Source organism: Chitinophaga silvatica (assembly GCF_003419895.1).
GTDB lineage: Bacteria > Bacteroidota > Bacteroidia > Chitinophagales > Chitinophagaceae > Chitinophaga > Chitinophaga silvatica.
The window spans coordinates 1-19,970 of record NZ_QPMM01000012.1; the positions used below are offsets into that span (position 1 = coordinate 1).

Sequence of the window (19,970 nt, forward strand, 5' to 3'; positions counted from 1 at the left end):
TACAATAAGAGAAATGAGGTCTGGTTTTACTGACTTTTTCTGATTGGTAAATTTCTTTTACCGTTGGCTGGGCAGGGGCAAGCCCTGCCCCTACAGGGTTTCAGCGAATTACAGTTTCTATATTGTAGAATTATTTCTTTACAGAATCGAAATTAGTAGATCCACATTTAACATCAAATATATCTACCAGATGAAAATTTAGTTTCGCTGAAACCCTGTAGGGGCGGGGCTTGCCCCCGCCCAGCCTACGGTAAAGGAAATTTATTACTCACAAGAAAAACAATAAAATCAGGAACTATTTCCTTTAACATAATAACATTGTTCTTGCCCCCGCCCAGCCTACGGTAAACATAGTTTTACAAACAAATAGAAGTATAAATTTTCAGAAACAATACCTTTAACGCAGTAGAATCGGGCTTCTTTTATGAAAAACGTGTAATGCATTTTCGGAAATCTATAAAATAAAAAAGACCTGCCAGGAATACTGACAGGTCTGATTTTATCAATATAAAAACAATTAGGTAAATAAAAAGTAAGCTAATATTAAAGTGATAATCACATTAAAGGTTTGGGCAATCAGAAAGGCATAAACAGGCTTACGACTATCTACTGCTGCAAGATCTTTAAAATTGGTTTCCAAACCAATGCAGGTAAATGCAAGGGCAAACCAAAGACCCTGTAAATTCTTAAGTGGTGCTTTTACAGTTGTTCTTAATTCACTATCAATAAAGAAAGAAAATACCAGTGAAGCAATCATGAATCCGATTACAAACTTTGGAAAACGCTCCCAGATCACTTTTAAAGTTGGTTTAGTATCCGGATCATTTGCATTGGGGTTTTTAGTATAAGTCCAGTAAACAGATATTGCAAAAGCAGCTACTCCAAGCAGAACATTCTGACTAAATTTTACAATAGTACTAACTCGTAAAGCTGTTTCTCCCACCAATGATCCTGATGCCGCCACAGCTCCGGTAGTATCAATACTTCCTCCTAACCAGGCACCTGTTACCGCTTCGGGAAATTCAAAATAATTGGCAATCATCGGCATAAAAATCATCATAGGCACTGCTGTTATCAGTACCAGGGAAATCACGAGCGACAACTTCTTTGAATCGCCTTTAATCGCACCAGAAGTAGCTATTGCGGCAGATACCCCGCAAATAGATACAGCGCTCGACAACATCATCGTCAGTTCATTATCAATCTTCAGCTTTTTACAAACCCAATATGAAAAATACCAGACAGAAAATACTACCACCAGCGCCTGGATTAATCCCAGTTTTCCATCTTTCAGAATATCAGAAAAAATAACAGTGGTACCAAGAAGTACCAGTCCTATCTTCACAAAAAACTCTGAAGTAAGCGACTCTCTGAACCAGGTGGGAAGTTTAAAGGTATTTCCAACCAATAATCCGATGGCAAGGCTAAAAATAACGGCTTCCAATCCGTATTCATTCATCTTTGCATTACCTGCAATAATTAAGGCGATGGTAGTAAGTACAAAAACCAGTGGGAACACCAGTAACATATGTTTTACTGATTTGCCGGTCAACAAAGCTCCCAATACAGCCACTACTATTGAGAAACCAAGTAATACCAACATTTTAAACAAATTTGCTCCTGTCAACACCTTATCGAAAAGATCGGCAGAATTGGCCCATTTGTACTCAGGTACGGCTACTACTATTCCGGCCAGCGATAGGATAATAATGAGAAAACCGAGCGTAACGATAGCCCAGTCTTCCGGTAAATACGACTTTACTGTAGGCATAAAAAATCATTAAAGTATAACAAGTCAGAAAATGTCTTTAATCATTGCTTTGGCAGCATGATAACCACATAGGCCATGCACACCACCTCCCGGAGGTGTGGCTGATGAACAGATATAAATATTCCTGCCAGCGGTTTGGTATGGAGATAAGCTTAATGTTGGCCTGGTATAAAGTTGACGTAAATCGCTTATTCCTCCGTTAATATCTCCACCTACATAATTCGGATTATAGGCTTCCATCTGTTGGGCATTTAAAGTATGCTTAGCCAGTATCAGATCTCTAAATCCAGGTGCAAAACGTTCTATTTGTTTTTCAATTATGTCGGTCATATCTACATCACTTCCATTCGGAACATGACAATATGCCCATGCAGTATGCTTTCCATCCGGTGCTCTTTTATCTACGATGCTTTGTTGTGCCAGTAATACAAACGGAGCATCGCTATGTTTGCCACTTGCAGCCAGCTGCTCAGACAGCGCGATCTCTTCGTACGTGCCTCCCAGATGTACGGTAGCAGCACTCCTACATTCCTTTGCAGTAAAGGGTATAGGGCCATCCAATGCATAGTCTATTTTAAAAACCCCTGGTCCGTACCGGTATTGCGATAACTGCTTTCTATAGTTAGGAGAAAATTTATCTCCTGCAATTTTTAATATTTGCTTAGGTGTCAGATCAAAAGCAACAGCTTTATGCGGAGGCAATTGATCTAGAGAAGTAACGCGAAAATCTGTTTGTATTTCACCGCCTAAATGTTTGAAGTAGGCGGCCATTGCATCAGTGATAGCCTGAGATCCGCCAACGGGAACGGGCCAGCCAAAACGATGGCCTGCAGCCGATAATACCATTCCTATTGCGGCAGATGCCAGGTTGGTTAATGGTTGAATGGAATGAGCGGCCATACCAGCCCATAAGGCTTTAGCGGCCGGTGTTTTAAATCGCTTTGCTACAGCATCGGCAGACCTTAGCCCGTTTAGCCCAAAGCGAGCCATCACTAAAGGATGTTTTGGAATCGAAAACGGCCCCAAGGCATCTTCTGCAATGGCATTCCAGTTATCAGCAACCGGCTTTATCAATTTTGTATAGGAAACTCCGTCTTCTCCTAATGCGGCCGCAGTTTCTTCAACAGAACGGGCCAGAAATGCGGCAGTACCATTATCCAGTGGATGGGCAGCTTCATAGGCCGACCATACAAACTTCAACCCATAATCCTGTAAAGGGAGTTTCGACAGAAAAGGCGATCCCATCGCCATTGGATGTACCGCAGAACAGACGTCGTGATAGAAACCTGGTAAGGTAAGTTCCCTGGTGCGGGTTCCACCACCAATTGTACTTTCAGCCTCCAGAATCAATACCTTAATGCCGGCCTGCTGCAGGGTGATTCCCGCCGCCAGACCATTAGGTCCTGCTCCTACTACAATTACATCAAATTCGGTTGTTGCCATCTTTCTGTCTTACTGAAATCCTATTAGTCTACAAAACTAGTATACTATTCAGGAAATTCAAATTTATTTTTCAGAAAGATAGGTTTTTTGATTTACAAAGGTGGCATAGTAACACCAACGCGCAAGGCTTTTAATCCGGTAAGTCCCTGTAAATCCTCTAATTCAAGTTCTTCCAGCTCAGGAAGTAATACCCCGGTTTCCTGAAGATAATGGATAAATGGCAGGAAATCTTCTATATCCCTTCCATCGGAATAGATAAGTGCAATTTTACCAGGTTGGGTTAAACGTTCCTCCGTATTTCGGATATGTACTTTATCTATCCGCTTTTTAATCATCTGGTAGCGGATGTTATAGGCACCTTCCACATCAAAACGGCGCTCATCGGCCCTAAAGCTTATATCAATTGGTTGGTTATGTACAAAAATCAGTTGAGTGGTATACAATTCCCTCGGCATTTGAATAAGCAGCGAATGCGTAAGTTTGGCTATTGCTGCCATAGAAGATAATTGCCATAACCGCAGATCTTTCAGGTGAAAATGGCTAAAATCTTTTGCCGGGGTGATAGACTGACCAATATAAATATCATACTCGATACCATCAGTCCTGAATTTCTCGAAATAACATGGATAAGATTCCTGAAGTTTATGCTTATTAGCTTCAAAATAATCATTGATTGCATTATTAATCATCTGCATAGAGACTTCCAGTTCATTTTTATTCACATTGCTATCCAGATTTTCGAGGCAGTTGTTGATTAATTTTCTGGACTCAGGAATTTGCGACGCAACGTGTTGTAAATAAGCAGTAGCTTCTTCCTCCAGAAATTTATACATTTCATTTTCAACAGAGGAACTTAATTGTTCCTGCGTAATTACCTGCTGCCACTGCTGGCAATGGTAGATCATCTCCTTCAGAAGGTCGTTATGCAGAAATTCCTGTAAGCTATCTAATGTTGATGCCAACGTTTTAAGATGATTATCAATATCGGCAATGATTGCCTTATTTCTTTCGACCGTGGAGTTTCGTATGTCTATTGCCCCATATAATGGGTACACTTCTTCAAAAAGAATATTTCCCAATACCACAGGTAAATTCTTCTTGCTGTGATAAATGTAATTCCATGCAACCTCATTAAACTTCCATTGAACAGAAGGTTGTATGGATGTAAACTTTTCTTTAATTACCCTTTCTATTTCTAAATTAAAGCCATCCACGTAGATGCGTAACAGTTGCCCGATGGGTGAGATTGCCGGTTCCAGCAATGCCAGCACTTTTTCATCAAATGTATGTTCGCCCCAGGTATGCACGGCCATTACACCAACAGGTTCATGCAGGTGGAAAATTGGCATCAGCGCCAGAGATTTCACTCCCAGATGCCTGAAATGTTCAAGAAATGAGTATTCTTTTCTGGTTTCCAGAAATATATCTGAAGAAAAGAAGAACAATGGTTTAGCTGCAAATGCTGTGGCCTGCCGTCTGAACTCTTCGGCTGTTAGTCTGTGTTCTCCATATACTTCAAACAAAATACCGGTACCACCTTTCGCCATGCTAAATACAGGCACATCATTTACTTTAAGCAAAGGGAAAAGATCGAATTCTATTTCCCGATTCCGGACCAGTGATTTTAACGACTGAATTACTTTCTGATAGCTTTCTTCATCAGTTAAACCGGTACGGGTTAAACGAATTTTACGGATATTATTTACTGCCTCCTCAGCTGTCACATCAGTTACCGTCATGATGCAAATTCCTCTGAATTTAAACAGCGCCAACGGTAGCATTTCTTCCAGAATTTCAAAGCCTCCACCTTCACTTAAATGAGTATAGAGCTGCACGAAATCGATTACCGGCAAAGCAGATTTGGCACTAACATCTACAAAATCTGTATTAATGTCTACCATATAACATTGCATCAGGCCCGTTGTTTTATTTAGGCCAACATGATACTGGGCTTTCTTCACAGGAGCCTGAAAGTTATATAGCCGTTTCAATATAAAAGAATAAAGTAATTGCAACCTTTCTCTGTGGTATTCTTCAGGTGTACGTGTAACCTCGTAAGCATACCCTTCCATACGTTTAGAGAGTAATTCATACATCAGGTCGGTGCCATAAAAAGCAACTGGCAAAAATGGGAAACACAGGCCCCAGGCCAAACGGCCTTCTCCTTCACTGGCAGGCGATAAACAGGCATATACGTACTCTAACAGTGAGGCATAATTATGAATTTCCTTTATGGCAATATCTTTATCAGATAAGTTAGCTTTTGTAAATTGAGACAAAGCTTCAGCATATAAACCCGATTTAACTGTCCGTTCTTCCACCAACCTTTTCTCCAGGTATTGAATAAAAGGCTTAAAGGATATCGCTGCGTCAATGGCCAAGGGTTGCGACTTATTTCCCGAGACATCCAGAATCGTTGTTTGCATAAATTATGGGGGTATTCTTTCTATCTCAAAGGTATGCATTCCAACCTAATTGAATTAGCCAGCATAACATCTTTTAACGATTCGTTTTTATAAAAATCTTATCTTGTAAATGTCTTAAAAATTACCCCATTTTCTAACATTTCCTAAAAAACTTCTATGATGAAAAAAACACTTCTGTTACTGGCAGTTGTTGCCCTGTTTGCATCGCAAAACCTGATAGCACAGGATTCTGCTGCTATGATGAAAGCATGGACAGCCTATATGACCCCAGGACCTGAACAACAAAAACTAGCGCTTTTGGAAGGAGATTTTACTTGTGATATGACTTTTTGGGACAATCCGGATAAGCCCATGAAAAATACCGGAAACTGCACTAACAAAATGATAATGGGAGGCCGTTATCTCGAAAGCAGGTACTCAGGCAATATGATGGGTACGCAATTCGAAGGCCTCGGCACTCTCGGGTTTGATAACGCAATTAAGACTTTCATTGATACCTGGATCGATAATATGGGTACAGGCATTACGGTATTGGAAGGCCACATGATAGGTGCCGATATCCTTGAATTAAAAGGACAGGTTGTAGACCCCATGACAGGAAGAAGAAGAAATGTTCGTCAAACCCTCAAATGGGTTGATGCCAATCATCACACGCTGGAAATGTTTCATGAAATGAATGGCAAAGAAGTCAAAACAATGCAAATCAACCTTACAAGAAAATAAACTTTATAAAGGTAAAACACTGATATCATAATCAGGACATCCACCTGAATAAGTAGCAACCAGGGCACCCAGTGAATTTGCAATCTGCAAACATTCAATGGGTGCCTTTTTTAATCTATGAGCATGTAAAAATCCAGCCAGGAAAGCATCTCCACTTCCAATGGTATCAGCAACTTTTACAGAAACTCCATCTACCTTATATAACTGCTTTTCCTGAAGCAGCATTGCTCCATCTGCCCCACGTGTAAGCACAATCAAAGGAATTGAAAACCGGTTGGCCAGGTACTTTAATCCTTCCTCTGCACTATCAGCAACCCCATACCACGATTGAATCAGGCTTAATTCATCATCATTCAATTTTAGGATATCGCAATGTTGCAAAAGCCATTCGATATACTCCTGCGTATAATGCGGAGCCCTGAGATTAATATCCAGCACTCTTGTTCCCACATGAGCCAGTAACCGTTTCAATGTAGTTCTGGAAACCTGATCTCTGGTAGATAAACTTCCGAAAACCAAATATTTGTTGTCGGTTTCCAAAGAAGAAGGATATTCGATAAAATCCCAGGCTACGGGATGAACAATATCATATTTTACAGCATGCGGATCAGACATATCTGCATACACAATTCCGGTTTGATGTTCATTATCTATCTGAATTTGATCTACTGGCAAACCATAACCCGAAAGCAGGTTAATCAACTGTCGCCCTCTCTCATCATTCCCCACTCTGGATATTAATGCAACCGGGTTACCTAGCTTGTGCAGATGATAGGCAACATTCATTACTGCTCCACCAGGTAAAGCCTTACCGGGTAATATATCCCATAACATTTCTCCAAAACAGATCACAGTATTCTTAATCATCTATCAATAATTTATGTAACAAAATACAATAAACCAACTATATTTATCTACCTATTTAACTGAGATTTTATGCACAAGGAAGAACACCTGAAAAGTTCTGATTTTATCACAGATATGGTTATCGGAATGAGCGATGGCCTTACTGTACCATTTGCTTTGGCTGCAGGTTTAAGCGGAGCAGTTTCCAGTAACAGTATCATCCTTACAGCTGGTATTGCCGAAATAGTAGCCGGATGTATTGCGATGGGTCTTGGAGGTTATCTTGCCGGCAAAACTGAGATAGAACACTACGAAAGTGAGTTGAAACGAGAATATACAGAAGTAGACACTGTTCCTGAAATAGAAATGGAAGAAGTGAAGGAGGTTTTTGCTGAATATGGATTGAGTAAAGAAGCCCAGAATCTCATAGCACTGGAACTATCGAAAGATAAAACCAAATGGGTGAATTTCATGATGAAGTTTGAACTTGGCCTGGAAGCTCCGGACCCTAACAGGGCAAGAAAAAGTGCCCTCACTATTGGAGCCTCTTATTTTGTAGGTGGATTATTACCATTATCTGCCTATTTATTCACGAATACTCCGATGCAAGGACTGATTGGGTCTACAATTTTAACTGTTATTTGCCTTTTTGTTTTTGGGTATTTTAAAAGTAAGGTAACCGGACAGCCTCCACTTAAAGGAGCTTTAAAAGTTACTATGATTGGCTTGCTGGCTGCAGCAGCTGCATTTTTGATTGCCAAATTGGTATCCTAGCTTTTCAACAATTTATACGACATTTGTTACCCAAGTTTTTGATGACATGAAAGTTTGTATTGCTGAAAAACCAAGCGTAGCGAGAGATATTGCCGAAGTAATTGGCGCAAAACAGCGCAAGGATGGTTACTACGAGGGAAATGGGTTTCAGGTTACCTGGACTTTTGGCCACTTCTGTACCCTCAAGGAACCACATGATTATTATGAGCAGTGGAAGTTCTGGAGGTTGGAAGATTTGCCCATGATCCCATCCAGTTTTGGTATTAAACTCATTGAAAACAATGGGGTGCAAAAACAATTTCAGATCATAGAAACTCTGGTAAAACAATGCGAAGAAGTCATCAACTGCGGTGATGCCGGCCAGGAGGGAGAACTAATTCAGCGGTGGGTACTTTTAAAAGCAAAATGTACAGCACCCGTAAAACGCCTCTGGATTTCTTCACTAACAACAGAAGCAATTAAAGACGGATTTCAACAGCTAAAACCTGCCGAACAATATAATAACCTCTATGCTGCTGGTAGTGCCAGAGCCATTGGTGACTGGCTGCTGGGCATGAACGCAACCAGATTATTTACCAAAAAATTTGCTCAGGGAAAAGTGGTATTGTCGATCGGCCGGGTGCAAACTCCTACCCTGGCAATGATTGTACAAAGGCAGAAAGAAATCAACGCATTTGTATCAGAAGATTACTGGGAGTTAAAAACTATTTACAGGGAAACAGAATTCACTGCGGCAATAGACAGACTGAAAAATCCTGAAAAAGCTGCTAAAGGCCTGGCATATCTGAAAGAACATCCCTTTGAGATCACGTCTTTTGAGAAAAAGGACGGAAAAGAAGGAAACCCACGATTATTTGATCTGACCGGCCTACAGGTAGAAGCTAACAAGAAATTTGCCTTCACGGCAGATGATACACTGAAATATATCCAGAATCTTTACGAAAAGAAGTTAGTAACCTACCCCAGGGTAGATACAACCTATTTGTCTGAATATCTGCATCCTAAAATTGCTGGCATACTGCAGGACATGACTCCATATGCAGCACTGACAGCACCGCTACTTACCCAGCCAATTCCCAAACTGAAAACAGTATTCGATGATAAAAAAGTAACGGATCACCATGCGATAATCCCAACAGGCATGCATCCTGGCGGCTTACCCTTGGAAGAAAAACGAATCTACGATCTGGTGGCCCGCCGCTTCATTGCTGCGTTTTATCCGGAATGTAAAATCTCCAATACCACCGTATTGGGAAAAGTAGGTCAGGTGCCGTTTAAAGCCACTGGTAAACAGATTCTGGAACCTGGATGGAAGGAAGTATATGCCAATGATGTAAAAGAAAAAAAAGAAGGCGAGGAAGAAGAAAAAATATTACCGCTTTTCGAACCAGGTGAAAGTGGCCCACATACTCCAAGAATCCATCAGGGCAAAACCACTCCACCTAAAGCCTTTACAGAAGCGACCCTGTTGCGTGCAATGGAAACAGCCGGTAAACAGGTAGATGATGAAGAAATGAGGGAACTTCTGAAAGATAATGGCATCGGCAGACCATCGACCCGTGCAAACATCATTGAAACTCTCTTCAAAAGGAAGTACATCGAAAAAAGAAAAAAGAATATCTATGCCACTCAAACGGGTATGGACCTGATTGATACAATTCAATCCGAGCTGCTGAAAAGTGCCGAACTAACGGGCCAGTGGGAACGCAAGCTTCGCCTGATCGAGAAAGGGGAATATGCCTCAGATACTTTCAAAGATGAATTGATTCAGATGGTAGTAGACCTTACCAAAGAGGTAAAAACTGCCAGTTATAAAACAATTACAATCGCTCCTGAAGCGCCTCCTGCTCCGGAGAAACCAGTAAAGGAAAAAGCAAAGAAAGCCCCCAAACAGCCTGTGGTTGTTGAAGAAATACAATGTCCCAAGTGCAAGGCACATCCCCTCAAAAAAGGAAATACCGCCTGGGGATGCGGCAACTTTAATCAATGTGGCTTCAAGGTGCCCTTTATTATTGCCGGAAAAAAAATCAGCGACAAACAGCTTACCGACCTGATTACAAAAGGTAAAACAGGTAAAATAAAAGGACTGGAAATCCCTGGTTCTGCGGCCAAAGAAGGAAAGCTGGTGTTACAACCGGATTACAATATCGGGATTGAATAATCCCATTTATCCAAAATTCTCGAAATTCCTGAGCGAATCTACTATCTTGTTCAATTAATTCAATTGAATATGCATTCGCGATTCCAGTTATTGTTACTAGGTTGGCTATTGCTTTTTTCTACTGCCAATGCAGGCGAAATTTGCCGCCCAACTGCTCTCAAATGTGAGTACCTGATCACGCCGTTAGGTGTGGATGCCGCACATCCCCGTTTATCGTGGCAACAAGCCGATGAAAGAAAAAATGCGCGTCAGACTGCCTATCAGATCAGCGTGTCTGAAGATTTGGCCACTTTACAAACTAAACCATTGTGGACTACCGGAAAAATCAACGGCAGCACCAGACTTACTAATTACACAGGAAAAGCCCTGCAACCATTCACAAAATATTATTGGAGTATAGAAATCTGGGATCAGGATGGCAAGAAAACACCTGCCACCATTTCATGGTTTGAAACTGGTATGGTCAACTCAGCAAACTGGAAAGGTGCTTGGATCAGTGACAATACAGATATTGCCCTTAAACCCGCTGCACAGTTCAGAAAAACCTTTGCCGCAGAAAAGCAGATCAAATCGGCCCGGGCGTATATCGCAACAGGCGGACTTTATGAGCTTTATATCAATGGGCAAAGAGTTGGTAATCAGCGTCTCGACCCCATGTATACGCGTTTCGATCGTCGGTCGTTGTATGTAACCCATGATGTAACCAGCCTGCTGCAACAGGGCCAAAATGCCATAGGAGTAATATTGGGTAATGGATGGTATAATCACCAATCTACTGCCGTTTGGTTTTTTGATAAGGCACCATGGAGAAACAGACCCACTTTTTGTATGGACCTTCATATTACCTATACCGATGGCAGTAGCGCTATTGTTAGTAGTGGTAAAGATTGGAAAACAGCTTTAGGCCCAATTGTATTTAATAGTATCTATACAGCGGAACATTATGATGCCCGTAAGGAAATGCCAGGATGGAACACTGCAAATTTTGACGATAGCAAATGGCAATCTGTTATTTACAGGGCTGCTCCATCTATGAATATCGTATCACAACAATTACATCCGATCGAAAATGTAGAAGAAATTGCAGCTCAAAGTCTAAAGCAGTTAAACGATACCACCTGGTTATTTGATCTCGGCCGAAATATTTCAGGAGTAAGCAAACTTTCAGTACAAGGCGCACCTGGTACTGTTATCAGGCTTATTCATGCAGAGCAACTAAATAAACAGGGTTTTGCAGATCTTTCAAATATTGATGTGCATTACCGCCCAACCGATAATACTGATCCCTTTCAGACAGATATATTTACACTTAGTGGCAAAGGAACAGAAACCTTTATGCCTAAATTCAACTATAAGGGATTTCAGTATGTAGAAGTTTGCAGCAATAACCCCATAAAGCTAACAAGGGAATCGCTTGTTGGTTATTTTATGCATAGCAATGTTCCTGCTGTTGGAAATATTAATAGCTCGGATACTATTATAAACAAACTTTGGTGGGCAACTAACAATGCCTATCTCTCGAATTTATTCGGATACCCAACAGATTGTCCTCAACGTGAAAAAAATGGCTGGACAGGTGATGCTCAAATAGCTGTTGAAACCGGCTTATATAACTTTGATGGCATTACTATTTACGAAAAATGGCTGGCAGATCACAGAGATGAGCAACAGCCAAATGGGGTACTACCGAGCATTATACCAACAGGAGGCTGGGGTTATGAATGGGGTAACGGACCAGATTGGACCAGCACAATAGCTGTTATTCCCTGGAATATATACCTTTTCTATGGTGATACTGCTTTACTTGCAGCATCCTATGATCACATAAAAAAGTATGTTGATTATATAACCAGTATCAGTCCATCTGGTATAACCACCTGGGGGCTGGGTGACTGGGTACCTGTAAAATCGAAATCACCGGTTCCATTTACTTCTACAGCTTATTACTATGCAGATGCCTTGATTCTGGCTAAAACAGCGAAATTACTGGGTAAAAACAGCGATTACTTAACCTACAGTACGTTGGCTAATAAAATAAAGTCCGCTTTCAATAAAGAGTATTTAAACAGCAATACCGGCGTATATGCCGAAGGGTTACAAACAGAGCAGAGCGTTGCACTATACTGGGGTCTGGCACCTGATAATCTGAAGTCTAAAATAGCTAAAGTACTGGCGGAGAGTGTGGTAGCTAATAACTATCATTTGGATGTGGGTTTATTAGGTACCAAAAGCATTCTTAATGCCTTAAGTGAGAATGGATATCCTGAAGTGGCCTATAAATTGGCAGCACAGAAAACTTATCCATCCTGGGGTTATTGGATTGTAAGCGGGGCTACTACCCTTTTTGAAAACTGGGATATCAACCGGTCTTCAGATCTTTCCCGTAATCATATAATGTTTGGAGAGATCGGGGCATGGATGTATAAGGGAATCGGAGGAATTTATCCGGATGAATTGGCACCCGGATTTAAGAATGTCCGGTTGTCACCAAGTTTTCCGGAGGAGTTAACCCATTTCAGTGTAAGTCATGACGGCCCTTATGGCAAGATTTCTTCTTCCTGGCAAAAGGAAGGTAGCAAGATTATATATACGGTGAATATTCCGGCTAATAGTGGCGCTACCTTAAGTTTACCTGAAAAACTCCGAAGAAGTATATACGAAAATAATAAGCAGGTAATAGTACCTGCAACTGGATTACCACTCGGAGCGGGCATACATACATTAGAGATTAAAATCTAAAAAAATGAGGCCATCTCCTTGTGAGATGGCCTCGTACCGTAATTGATCCTCTATGAAAGACCGATGTCCAAAAAAACACTTTAGTTACCAGAAGGCTGAACGGCAGTAGCCGGAGTTATGTTTTACTACCGCTCTAAGGCCAATTTGGTATAGATGCCACTGAGTTGGAATTCAAGCTTGCCTTTTGATTTAACAACCCTTTTAGAGCATCCCTGTTTGAATATTTTAATTTTCAAATGCCGGAGCAGAAATAGTACCAATTGCAAGCGTACAATTCGGTTGTACAACAACTGGCACTACTGCCGGTGGGGCCACAACTACGACATCTTTCAATTCAATATTTTTATAGATATAAGCCATACTCACTAAAATGATGCAAAAACAAATCAGGAGATGGATATAGACTTTATTATTGTTTGAACCCATAAAAATTGGGAGTGATTTTTAAAGGATACCATGACAACTTTGGCGGCTTCAATGATTTTCTCAGCTTCATAGGTTAGGGTATCGGTTTCATTATCACAAAGGTAAGTATAGCTTTATCATTTATAAATAGCGGTTCCCCTGAATATGATGTAGTATTTATACTACAAAAAGCAGTGTAAATAATGTTTACCTTTGTTGTCTATTAATGAATGGAAGCCTCTATTACACAATGAATATCCTGATTGCCGACGATCATGCTATAGTTAGATATGGTCTTGCCAAAATAATCTCCGGAATTGATTTAGCAGCCAATACTATACTCGTTGATTCTTTCAATGCAGTAATACAGCATCTCGATACCCAACAAATTAAAATGTTAATACTGGACATTAATTTGCCAGGAGGGAATAGTATTCAGATGATTGATGCTATTAAGTTTAGGCAGCCGGATACACATATCCTTATTTTCTCGGCATATGATGAACGGCTATATGCACTTGATTACCTGCAGGCAGGAGCAGATGGATATCTGAGCAAAAGCGCTACAGAGGAGGAAACTAAATTAGCCATCCGGACCTTATTCAATGGTGAAAAATATATGAGTGCTGCTACCAGGCAAATGTTACTTCAAAAATTAAGTAAACATCAACCTAAAAGCAATTCGCCATTCGATACGCTCTCTGCAAGAGAAGTTGAGGTAATGAATATGCTTATCAAGGGTATTGCTTTAAATAAAATATCTGAATTATTAAACTTACAGGTATCAACTGTCAGTACCTATAAGACCCGCATTTTCCACAAATTGCAAGTAGAATCCTTAATAGGCTTATTAGATAAGATTAAATTATACGAAACAGTTATTCAATAACATCAATTGTTATTGTAACCAGAGCGCCATGTAGTCCGTTGGTGTTTACCTTCATACTTCCGTTTATTAGTGCCAGCAATTCAATTACCATTAACAAGCCTATACCAACGTGTACATCATTATACTTTTCTGAAGCGGAGGAATTAGCAATCCTATCCTGATTGATCCAGTTCATCACTGCCTGGGGCATACCTATACCAGTATCTGCAAAGATGAGAACAATCTTTTGGTTTTCCGTATAAGCTTCTAAAGTAATACTACCCGCAGGTGTATTCTTTACAGCATTATCAATAAGATTATGAATAATTATGGAAAGGAGTTGTTTGTTTACCAATACTTTAGTTCCGGGAATAGTGATATTATTGACAAGGATCTTTTTAGAGTTGGCTACTGGCCTGAAAATACTGGCTTTAAGTTCCAACTCATTATAAAGATCTACTACCTCCAACATTGAGTTATCATGCGCAAACTGTGACTTAATATATTGAATCAGGTTCTCCACCAGGTAATACATATTATGCAAACTATCATGAATAACCATTCTTTCTTCTTTTACAATAGGATAGCCTGTTGTACCAACTACCTGCATTAAATACTTCATTGGAGTTTTCAAATCATGAGAAATAGCAGCAATTATACGTTGCTGTACAAAGCTTTGTTTTCGTAGTTGTTGCTCGGATGCCTGCAGGTTCTTTAGTATTGATCTTAATTCATAAGTTCGTTCATCAACTAATAAGGATAATTGCTCATTTTTCCTTTCTATTCTTCTAACTCTTATCCGGAAGAAAACAAAAATGATAAAAGCCAGTGTTACCAGTAAAGCTATCCTGAAAATGGTAGTTTCGTAAAATGCTTTTTCAACTTTTAGTACCAGGATCAATTCCGCTTCATTATCACCCCCAAAACCATTCGGCTTTCGTATCCATAAATGATATGTACCCGAACTCATTGATGAGAATTCAATAATTCGTTCATTATTTACCGGTACCCATAATATTTCATCTTTATTACCTTCCTTTTCCAAAGAATAATAAAAATGAAGGTTATCAGGATCTCCAAAGTAGGGAGAGCTTATGCGAATCTTTGCATGATGAAAGTTGTGTGGAATGTCAATGACCTCATCCGGATTTATAACTGAAGTATCAATCTCGATCTGATCTACGAAAATACGTTTATCCGGAAGTTCAGGTATGATATTGCCGGGATTAAAATAAACAAGCCCATTTAAGGAAGGTAAGGAGATATCTCCGTTAGGAAGTTTTACAGCACATGGCTGGCATCCTCCATTAAACTCATTTGTATTGAAGCCTTGCTCTTTTCTGTAATAGAGATAATATAAATTTTTACTTTTTTTAGAAACAAAGGACAATGCATCATTTGTACTTACCTGAAATAATCCCTTATTGGTGGTGATCCAATTATATCCATTATTATCACGTATTACACAATGGGCCATTAAAAGAAACCTATGCTTATCTAATGGCAGGGCTGTTATTTCATTGTCTTTATAAATAAAAATTCCATGACTATAGGTAGTGATCCAAATTTCTCCTGTAGGAGCCGTAAATAAACTGCGAATGTATGAATCCTTTAATACATTGAACCCGCTAGTTTTTTTTGTTTTGACATCTACACTATATAAACCTGCTGCGGTGCCTACCCATAAGGTATGTTCATTAGCCTTGGTGAAATAGGTGCAATCATTAATGTCGGTACAGAATTGTTGAAGCTGAGGATGTTCTTCATCAGTTTGTATAGTATATAAGCCGGTGGTCTGAGTTCCAATCCAAAGCTTGTTTCCTCCATCAAAAAATAATTGGTTCACTTTTGAAGGGAAAACAGTATCCCACAAAATTGCTGAATAATCAGGGGTTAATTTATAAAGAACCCTCCCATCCTTATACCAATTATTCTCTTTATTATCTGTTGCTATCGAGTAATTATCCAGTCGGCCTATCTTTCTTAATAATGGTATCTCTTTCTTAGTTCCATCAGTCGTAAACATGAAACCACGGGGTACCACTAACGCATTATCACCGTGAAGTGCCTGTGCATAATAAACCTCATCATTTCCTTCTCCATCTCTTAAAACAGAAAATTGTTTGCATTTATATACAAATAATCCTTTTGTCAGACTTCCTATAAATAATCGCTGATATTTAGTGTCATAATAAATGCTTGTTATTCCTCCTTTAACCTGATCGAAATTATCGAGGAGAATAGTTGACTCTATGTTGTTATTCTTATCAATTTTTAAATAATACAGTAAATTATTGATAGACAGGAATAACTGCTGAGACCCTATATTCCAGTATACTTTATAGTTTTTGAGTTTTCCTATTGAATCGCCATGTAAGGATAAGGGGCGTGGAAATTTAGAATTAAGCTGAAAAAACTCTCCGTTATCTGTAATCTGATATAAATTCCCATTTAAGGCGAAAAGCTGTTCGGGCTTGAAGGCCGGGGCCTTCTGCAGGTAGAAATGCTGTTCATTATTTACGTACCATATACTGTCTTTGCTGGTTTTATAATAAGTAGTAGCATTAACAGGATATATAAAATAATGGCATGGAACTATATTTAAATAAAGATCAGGAAATCCTCTTACCGTGTATACATCAGAGGTATCCTCCTGGATGAAATAATTGTAAGCGGATATGTTGCTAACAGCGGCTTTGCCATTCTTTATTTCCAAAATATTTTCAACAGAAATAGCAGCCAGTCCTTCATTTGTGGATAAAAAACATAAAAAATGATTATCCTTAATTGGAAGAACAGTACTATTAAAATTTAAAAAGTGGTAGCCATCAAACCTAACTAATCCATCTTCTGTTGCCAACCATACAAAGCCATCTTTATCAGGTGTGATGTACTTGATACTATTTTGAGGTAATCCATCCTGGTCTGTAAAATGCCGAACTATGGCTGAATCAAAACGGGAATTAGCAGATACTGAATTCATTCCCATTAAGAAACATACCAGCAAAATAAGTCTCATCGAATAAACAGTCTAATATTGGCAGTTAGAAATTCGCATCAAAAGTAGCCATAAAAAAATTTATCATTGCAAATCAGCTAACAATTCATTAAAAAAATTGGTTTGCTAAATCAAACCAGATAAGGATTTCATGGAAATTCACTATCGTTCATTAATTGATCAAGTTGGATTATTTTTCGTATAGGCATCACATTTACATATATATACGAGATTATTTCAAGGGAAGATTTCATATTAGTACTATTAACATAATAATAATATTTAAAATACAAAAGCACCTCTTACAGAAGTGCTTTTGTAGAAATCGATTAGTATTATTATTAGATATTTGAGATAGTATACCTACCATTTTTTTGCGTTGCAAATACTAAAACTCCATCCTTATAATTGCTTTTCACTTGTTTTCCTGCCTGGTCTTTTACCACACAATTAGCAGGAAGATTTAATTTGCAGGTAACTCCGCTTTTTGATAAAACACTCACCTTATTCACTTGCCTGTTATTCCAGGAAAAATCAAGTTCAAAACCATTTACAGCACAAATCCCCTTAATAGAACCACTGGCAAATTGTTGATCTCCCGGTAAAGCTGGCAACAGACGGATTATGTTTTCGCTACCATGGCTTTGAAGGAACATTTCGGCGATTCCTGCAACTGCTCCAAAATTACCGTCGATCTGAAATGGTGGGTGCGCACAAAATAAATTGGAATAAGTACCTGCTCCGGAATTCATTTTTATTTCACTACCAGCAACTGCCGGTGCCCAAAGTTCTTTCAACATTTTAAAGGCATGATCTCCATCTCCGAGTCTCGACCAGAAAGCAATTTTCCAGGCCCTGGACCAACCAGTTCCGGCATCTCCCCTACGCTCCAGCGTTTTTCTGGCAGCAGCAGCCAATTCCGGTGTATCCCAGGGAGTAATCTCGTCGTAAGGATATAAACCATACAATGGAGACACATGGCGGTGGTGAGTATCTGCTTCCTTATAATCCTGTAACCATTCCTGGATACCTCCAAAAGATGGACTGATCTGATTCGGAGCCAGGCGTGCCAACACCGCTTTTAAACTGTCTGCCCAGGCCTTGTCTGCTTTCAATATTTCAGCAGCCGCAATGCCCGTACTCAGTATTTCCCTAGCAATCTGCATATCCATAGTTGGCCCCATACAGGTTTGTCCCTGCTGCCCATCCGGCAAAATATATGCATTCTCGGGAGAGTTGGAAGGAGCAGTTACCAACCAGTTATGAGCTGGTTCAGTAATTAAGATGTCTCTGAAAAAATCAGCTGATCCTTTCATTAACGGGTATACAGACTTTAAAAATGCCAGGTCATTGGTATACTGGTAATGCTTCCAGAGATGTGTACCTACCCATGCTCCACCTGTAGATGCAGAGCCCCAGTCGGCTCCTTCACCTGGTGCTGTAAAGCCCCATGGATTATAGATTACATGGGCCATCCACCCTCTTGCATTGTAATAGGTGCGTGCAGATTGCTCTCCGAATCGGGCCATTTGCTTCACCAGTGTAAATAAAGGCTGGTGACAGCTCGATAAATTAGTAACTTCTGCCGGCCAGTAATTCATTTGTATGTTAATATCCAGATGGTAGTCGCCATTCCAGGGAGTTTGATATTCTTCCGCCCATAGACCCTGCAAATTGGCCGGCATACCACCATTCCGGGAAGAACTGATCAAGAGATATCTGCCAAAGTTGAAATACAACGGAACCATGGCAGCATCTTTCTGTCCGGATTGCAAACGCTCAAGACGTTGCAGCACTGTCAGGTTTTCTACCTCTTTATAACTCTCATCATTCAACGTCAGTTTACAGCGTTGAAAGAGGGATTGAAAATCCTTTACATGTGCATTCAACATCCCTGCCCAGTTACCTGCTCCGGCTTTATTAGCATCATTAACTGTCAGTGGTAGCGGATCTGGCCCTGGTTTCTCTACATCCGGCCAGTTCATATTTGTGTGAGCTGCAATAATCAAGAGGCATTCATCTGCTCCACTAATTGTTATCTGGTTATTACTTTCTTTTTTAGTTCCGTTTTTATTGACAACCTTCAATACAGCGGCATATTTCATCCCCGGATCGTCATTCCCTCCGTTTAAGACACCTGTCATCTGAAGGGCTCCGTTCTTCAATTTTACCTCTGCTTTTTCCTTCCTGGATATTGCTGTAGTAAATGATAAAGCGCCTGGTTTACTGGCTGAAAGTCTGACTACTATTACCTGCTGAGGTGCTGATACTATTACTTCTTCTCTGAACGTAACACCATTGCGCTGCCAGGTGGTTCTGGCAATTGCGCTATCTAACTGGAGTAAACGTTGATAATTGGCAACCTGCGATGCTGTATCTGCCCATTGAATAGAAAGATCTCCCAGTGTTTGATAGCAACCGAATTTCACATTGGCACCGTTACCGTATCCTGAACCAGGCCCCTTACAAACAAAATATTGCTGCAACATTTTCTGAGCCTCAATATTTTTGCCGGCCAGTAATAATGATCTGATTTCAGGAAGATATTTTATTGCTTCCTTACTGTTTGCATCTTCCACCCCTCCGGACCATAACGAAATTTCATTCAGTACTATCCGTTCTGAATTAGGATTTCCAAAAACCATGGCCCCCATACGCCCATTGCCAACAGGGGCTGAAGCTGTAAAATGTTTTGCTGGCTCATTAAAACGGAGAGTAAGGTCTGATTGCGCTGATAACGATAAGGTGCTGGCTACCAATATCGATGGCAAAATGCTGTATTTCGTGAAATTCATGAAGGTCAAGATAGCTAAAAA

General features: G+C 40.0%; 12 protein-coding genes. 5 read left to right on the top strand and 7 right to left on the bottom strand.

The window, feature by feature from the left end:
* Positions 1–517: 517 nt before the first annotated feature.
* From DVR12_RS21165 to DVR12_RS21175, 3 genes are all read right to left on the bottom strand, one after another.
* Positions 518–1,771 (bottom strand): YeiH family protein, encoded by a 1,254-nt coding sequence (locus DVR12_RS21165; protein ID WP_116977804.1) that lies wholly within the window; start codon positions 1,769–1,771, stop codon positions 518–520.
* A gap of 24 nt (positions 1,772–1,795) precedes the next feature.
* Entirely contained in the window at positions 1,796–3,214 is a 1,419-nt protein-coding gene (locus tag DVR12_RS21170; protein ID WP_116977805.1) for a phytoene desaturase family protein, read from the bottom strand.
* A 92-nt stretch (positions 3,215–3,306) separates the two neighbouring features.
* The gene (locus DVR12_RS21175; protein WP_116977806.1) at positions 3,307–5,640 is read right to left on the bottom strand and encodes a GAF domain-containing protein; all 2,334 of its coding nucleotides are present in this window, start codon (positions 5,638–5,640) and stop codon (positions 3,307–3,309) included.
* 159 nt (positions 5,641–5,799) lie between these two features.
* Between DVR12_RS21175 and DVR12_RS21180 the strand changes: the two genes are divergently transcribed.
* On the top strand, positions 5,800–6,363 hold the full coding sequence (locus tag DVR12_RS21180) for a DUF1579 domain-containing protein (protein ID WP_158563329.1): 564 nt from the start codon (positions 5,800–5,802) through the stop codon (positions 6,361–6,363).
* A 3-nt stretch (positions 6,364–6,366) separates the two neighbouring features.
* Here DVR12_RS21180 and DVR12_RS21185 read toward each other — a convergent pair whose 3' ends face one another.
* Positions 6,367–7,230 carry a carbohydrate kinase family protein gene (locus DVR12_RS21185; protein WP_116977808.1) on the bottom strand — a complete coding sequence of 288 codons (864 nt, stop codon included), beginning with the start codon at positions 7,228–7,230 and terminating at the stop codon, positions 6,367–6,369.
* Between the two features lie 69 nt (positions 7,231–7,299).
* Here DVR12_RS21185 and DVR12_RS21190 point away from each other — a divergent pair, with 69 nt between their 5' ends.
* The 3 genes from DVR12_RS21190 (at position 7,300) to DVR12_RS21200 (ending at position 12,883) form a co-directional block, all read left to right on the top strand.
* Positions 7,300–7,983: a VIT1/CCC1 transporter family protein gene (locus DVR12_RS21190; RefSeq protein ID WP_116977809.1), complete on the top strand. Its 684-nt coding sequence runs from the start codon at positions 7,300–7,302 to the stop codon at positions 7,981–7,983.
* Positions 7,984–8,029: 46 nt separating this feature from the next.
* Entirely contained in the window at positions 8,030–10,144 is a 2,115-nt protein-coding gene (locus DVR12_RS21195) for a type IA DNA topoisomerase (RefSeq protein WP_116977810.1), read from the top strand.
* A 69-nt stretch (positions 10,145–10,213) separates the two neighbouring features.
* A complete protein-coding gene (locus tag DVR12_RS21200; RefSeq protein WP_116977811.1) occupies positions 10,214–12,883 on the top strand; it encodes an alpha-L-rhamnosidase in 2,670 nt (889 codons plus the stop codon).
* 225 nt (positions 12,884–13,108) lie between these two features.
* Here the strand turns inward: DVR12_RS21200 and DVR12_RS28030 are convergent, their stop codons facing one another.
* Positions 13,109–13,243, bottom strand: a complete 135-nt coding sequence (locus tag DVR12_RS28030) for a hypothetical protein (protein WP_262511927.1) — start codon at positions 13,241–13,243, stop codon at positions 13,109–13,111.
* A gap of 295 nt (positions 13,244–13,538) precedes the next feature.
* Between DVR12_RS28030 and DVR12_RS21210 the strand changes: the two genes are divergently transcribed.
* A complete protein-coding gene (locus DVR12_RS21210) occupies positions 13,539–14,177 on the top strand; it encodes a response regulator (RefSeq protein WP_158563330.1) in 639 nt (212 codons plus the stop codon).
* Here the strand turns inward: DVR12_RS21210 and DVR12_RS21215 are convergent.
* Both DVR12_RS21215 and DVR12_RS21220 read right to left on the bottom strand, forming a co-directional pair.
* The gene (locus tag DVR12_RS21215; RefSeq protein WP_116977814.1) at positions 14,167–17,175 is read right to left on the bottom strand and encodes a ligand-binding sensor domain-containing protein; all 3,009 of its coding nucleotides are present in this window, start codon (positions 17,173–17,175) and stop codon (positions 14,167–14,169) included. The genes DVR12_RS21210 and DVR12_RS21215 overlap by 11 nt on opposite strands.
* 320 nt (positions 17,176–17,495) lie before the next feature.
* Positions 17,496–19,949, bottom strand: a complete 2,454-nt coding sequence (locus DVR12_RS21220; protein WP_116977815.1) for a glycoside hydrolase family 95 protein — start codon at positions 19,947–19,949, stop codon at positions 17,496–17,498.
* Between the last annotated feature and the right edge of the window lie 21 nt (positions 19,950–19,970).

Coding starts and splice junctions, on each gene's coding strand:
- DVR12_RS21165 (WP_116977804.1), bottom strand. CDS start 1,771: ATGCCTACAGTAAAGTCGTATTTACCGGAAGACTGGGCTATCGTTACG.
- DVR12_RS21170 (WP_116977805.1), bottom strand. CDS start 3,214: ATGGCAACAACCGAATTTGATGTAATTGTAGTAGGAGCAGGACCTAAT.
- DVR12_RS21175 (WP_116977806.1), bottom strand. CDS start 5,640: ATGCAAACAACGATTCTGGATGTCTCGGGAAATAAGTCGCAACCCTTG.
- DVR12_RS21180 (WP_158563329.1), top strand. CDS start 5,800: ATGAAAAAAACACTTCTGTTACTGGCAGTTGTTGCCCTGTTTGCATCG.
- DVR12_RS21185 (WP_116977808.1), bottom strand. CDS start 7,230: ATGATTAAGAATACTGTGATCTGTTTTGGAGAAATGTTATGGGATATA.
- DVR12_RS21190 (WP_116977809.1), top strand. CDS start 7,300: ATGCACAAGGAAGAACACCTGAAAAGTTCTGATTTTATCACAGATATG.
- DVR12_RS21195 (WP_116977810.1), top strand. CDS start 8,030: ATGAAAGTTTGTATTGCTGAAAAACCAAGCGTAGCGAGAGATATTGCC.
- DVR12_RS21200 (WP_116977811.1), top strand. CDS start 10,214: ATGCATTCGCGATTCCAGTTATTGTTACTAGGTTGGCTATTGCTTTTT.
- DVR12_RS28030 (WP_262511927.1), bottom strand. CDS start 13,243: ATGGCTTATATCTATAAAAATATTGAATTGAAAGATGTCGTAGTTGTG.
- DVR12_RS21210 (WP_158563330.1), top strand. CDS start 13,539: ATGAATATCCTGATTGCCGACGATCATGCTATAGTTAGATATGGTCTT.
- DVR12_RS21215 (WP_116977814.1), bottom strand. CDS start 17,175: ATGAGACTTATTTTGCTGGTATGTTTCTTAATGGGAATGAATTCAGTA.
- DVR12_RS21220 (WP_116977815.1), bottom strand. CDS start 19,949: ATGAATTTCACGAAATACAGCATTTTGCCATCGATATTGGTAGCCAGC.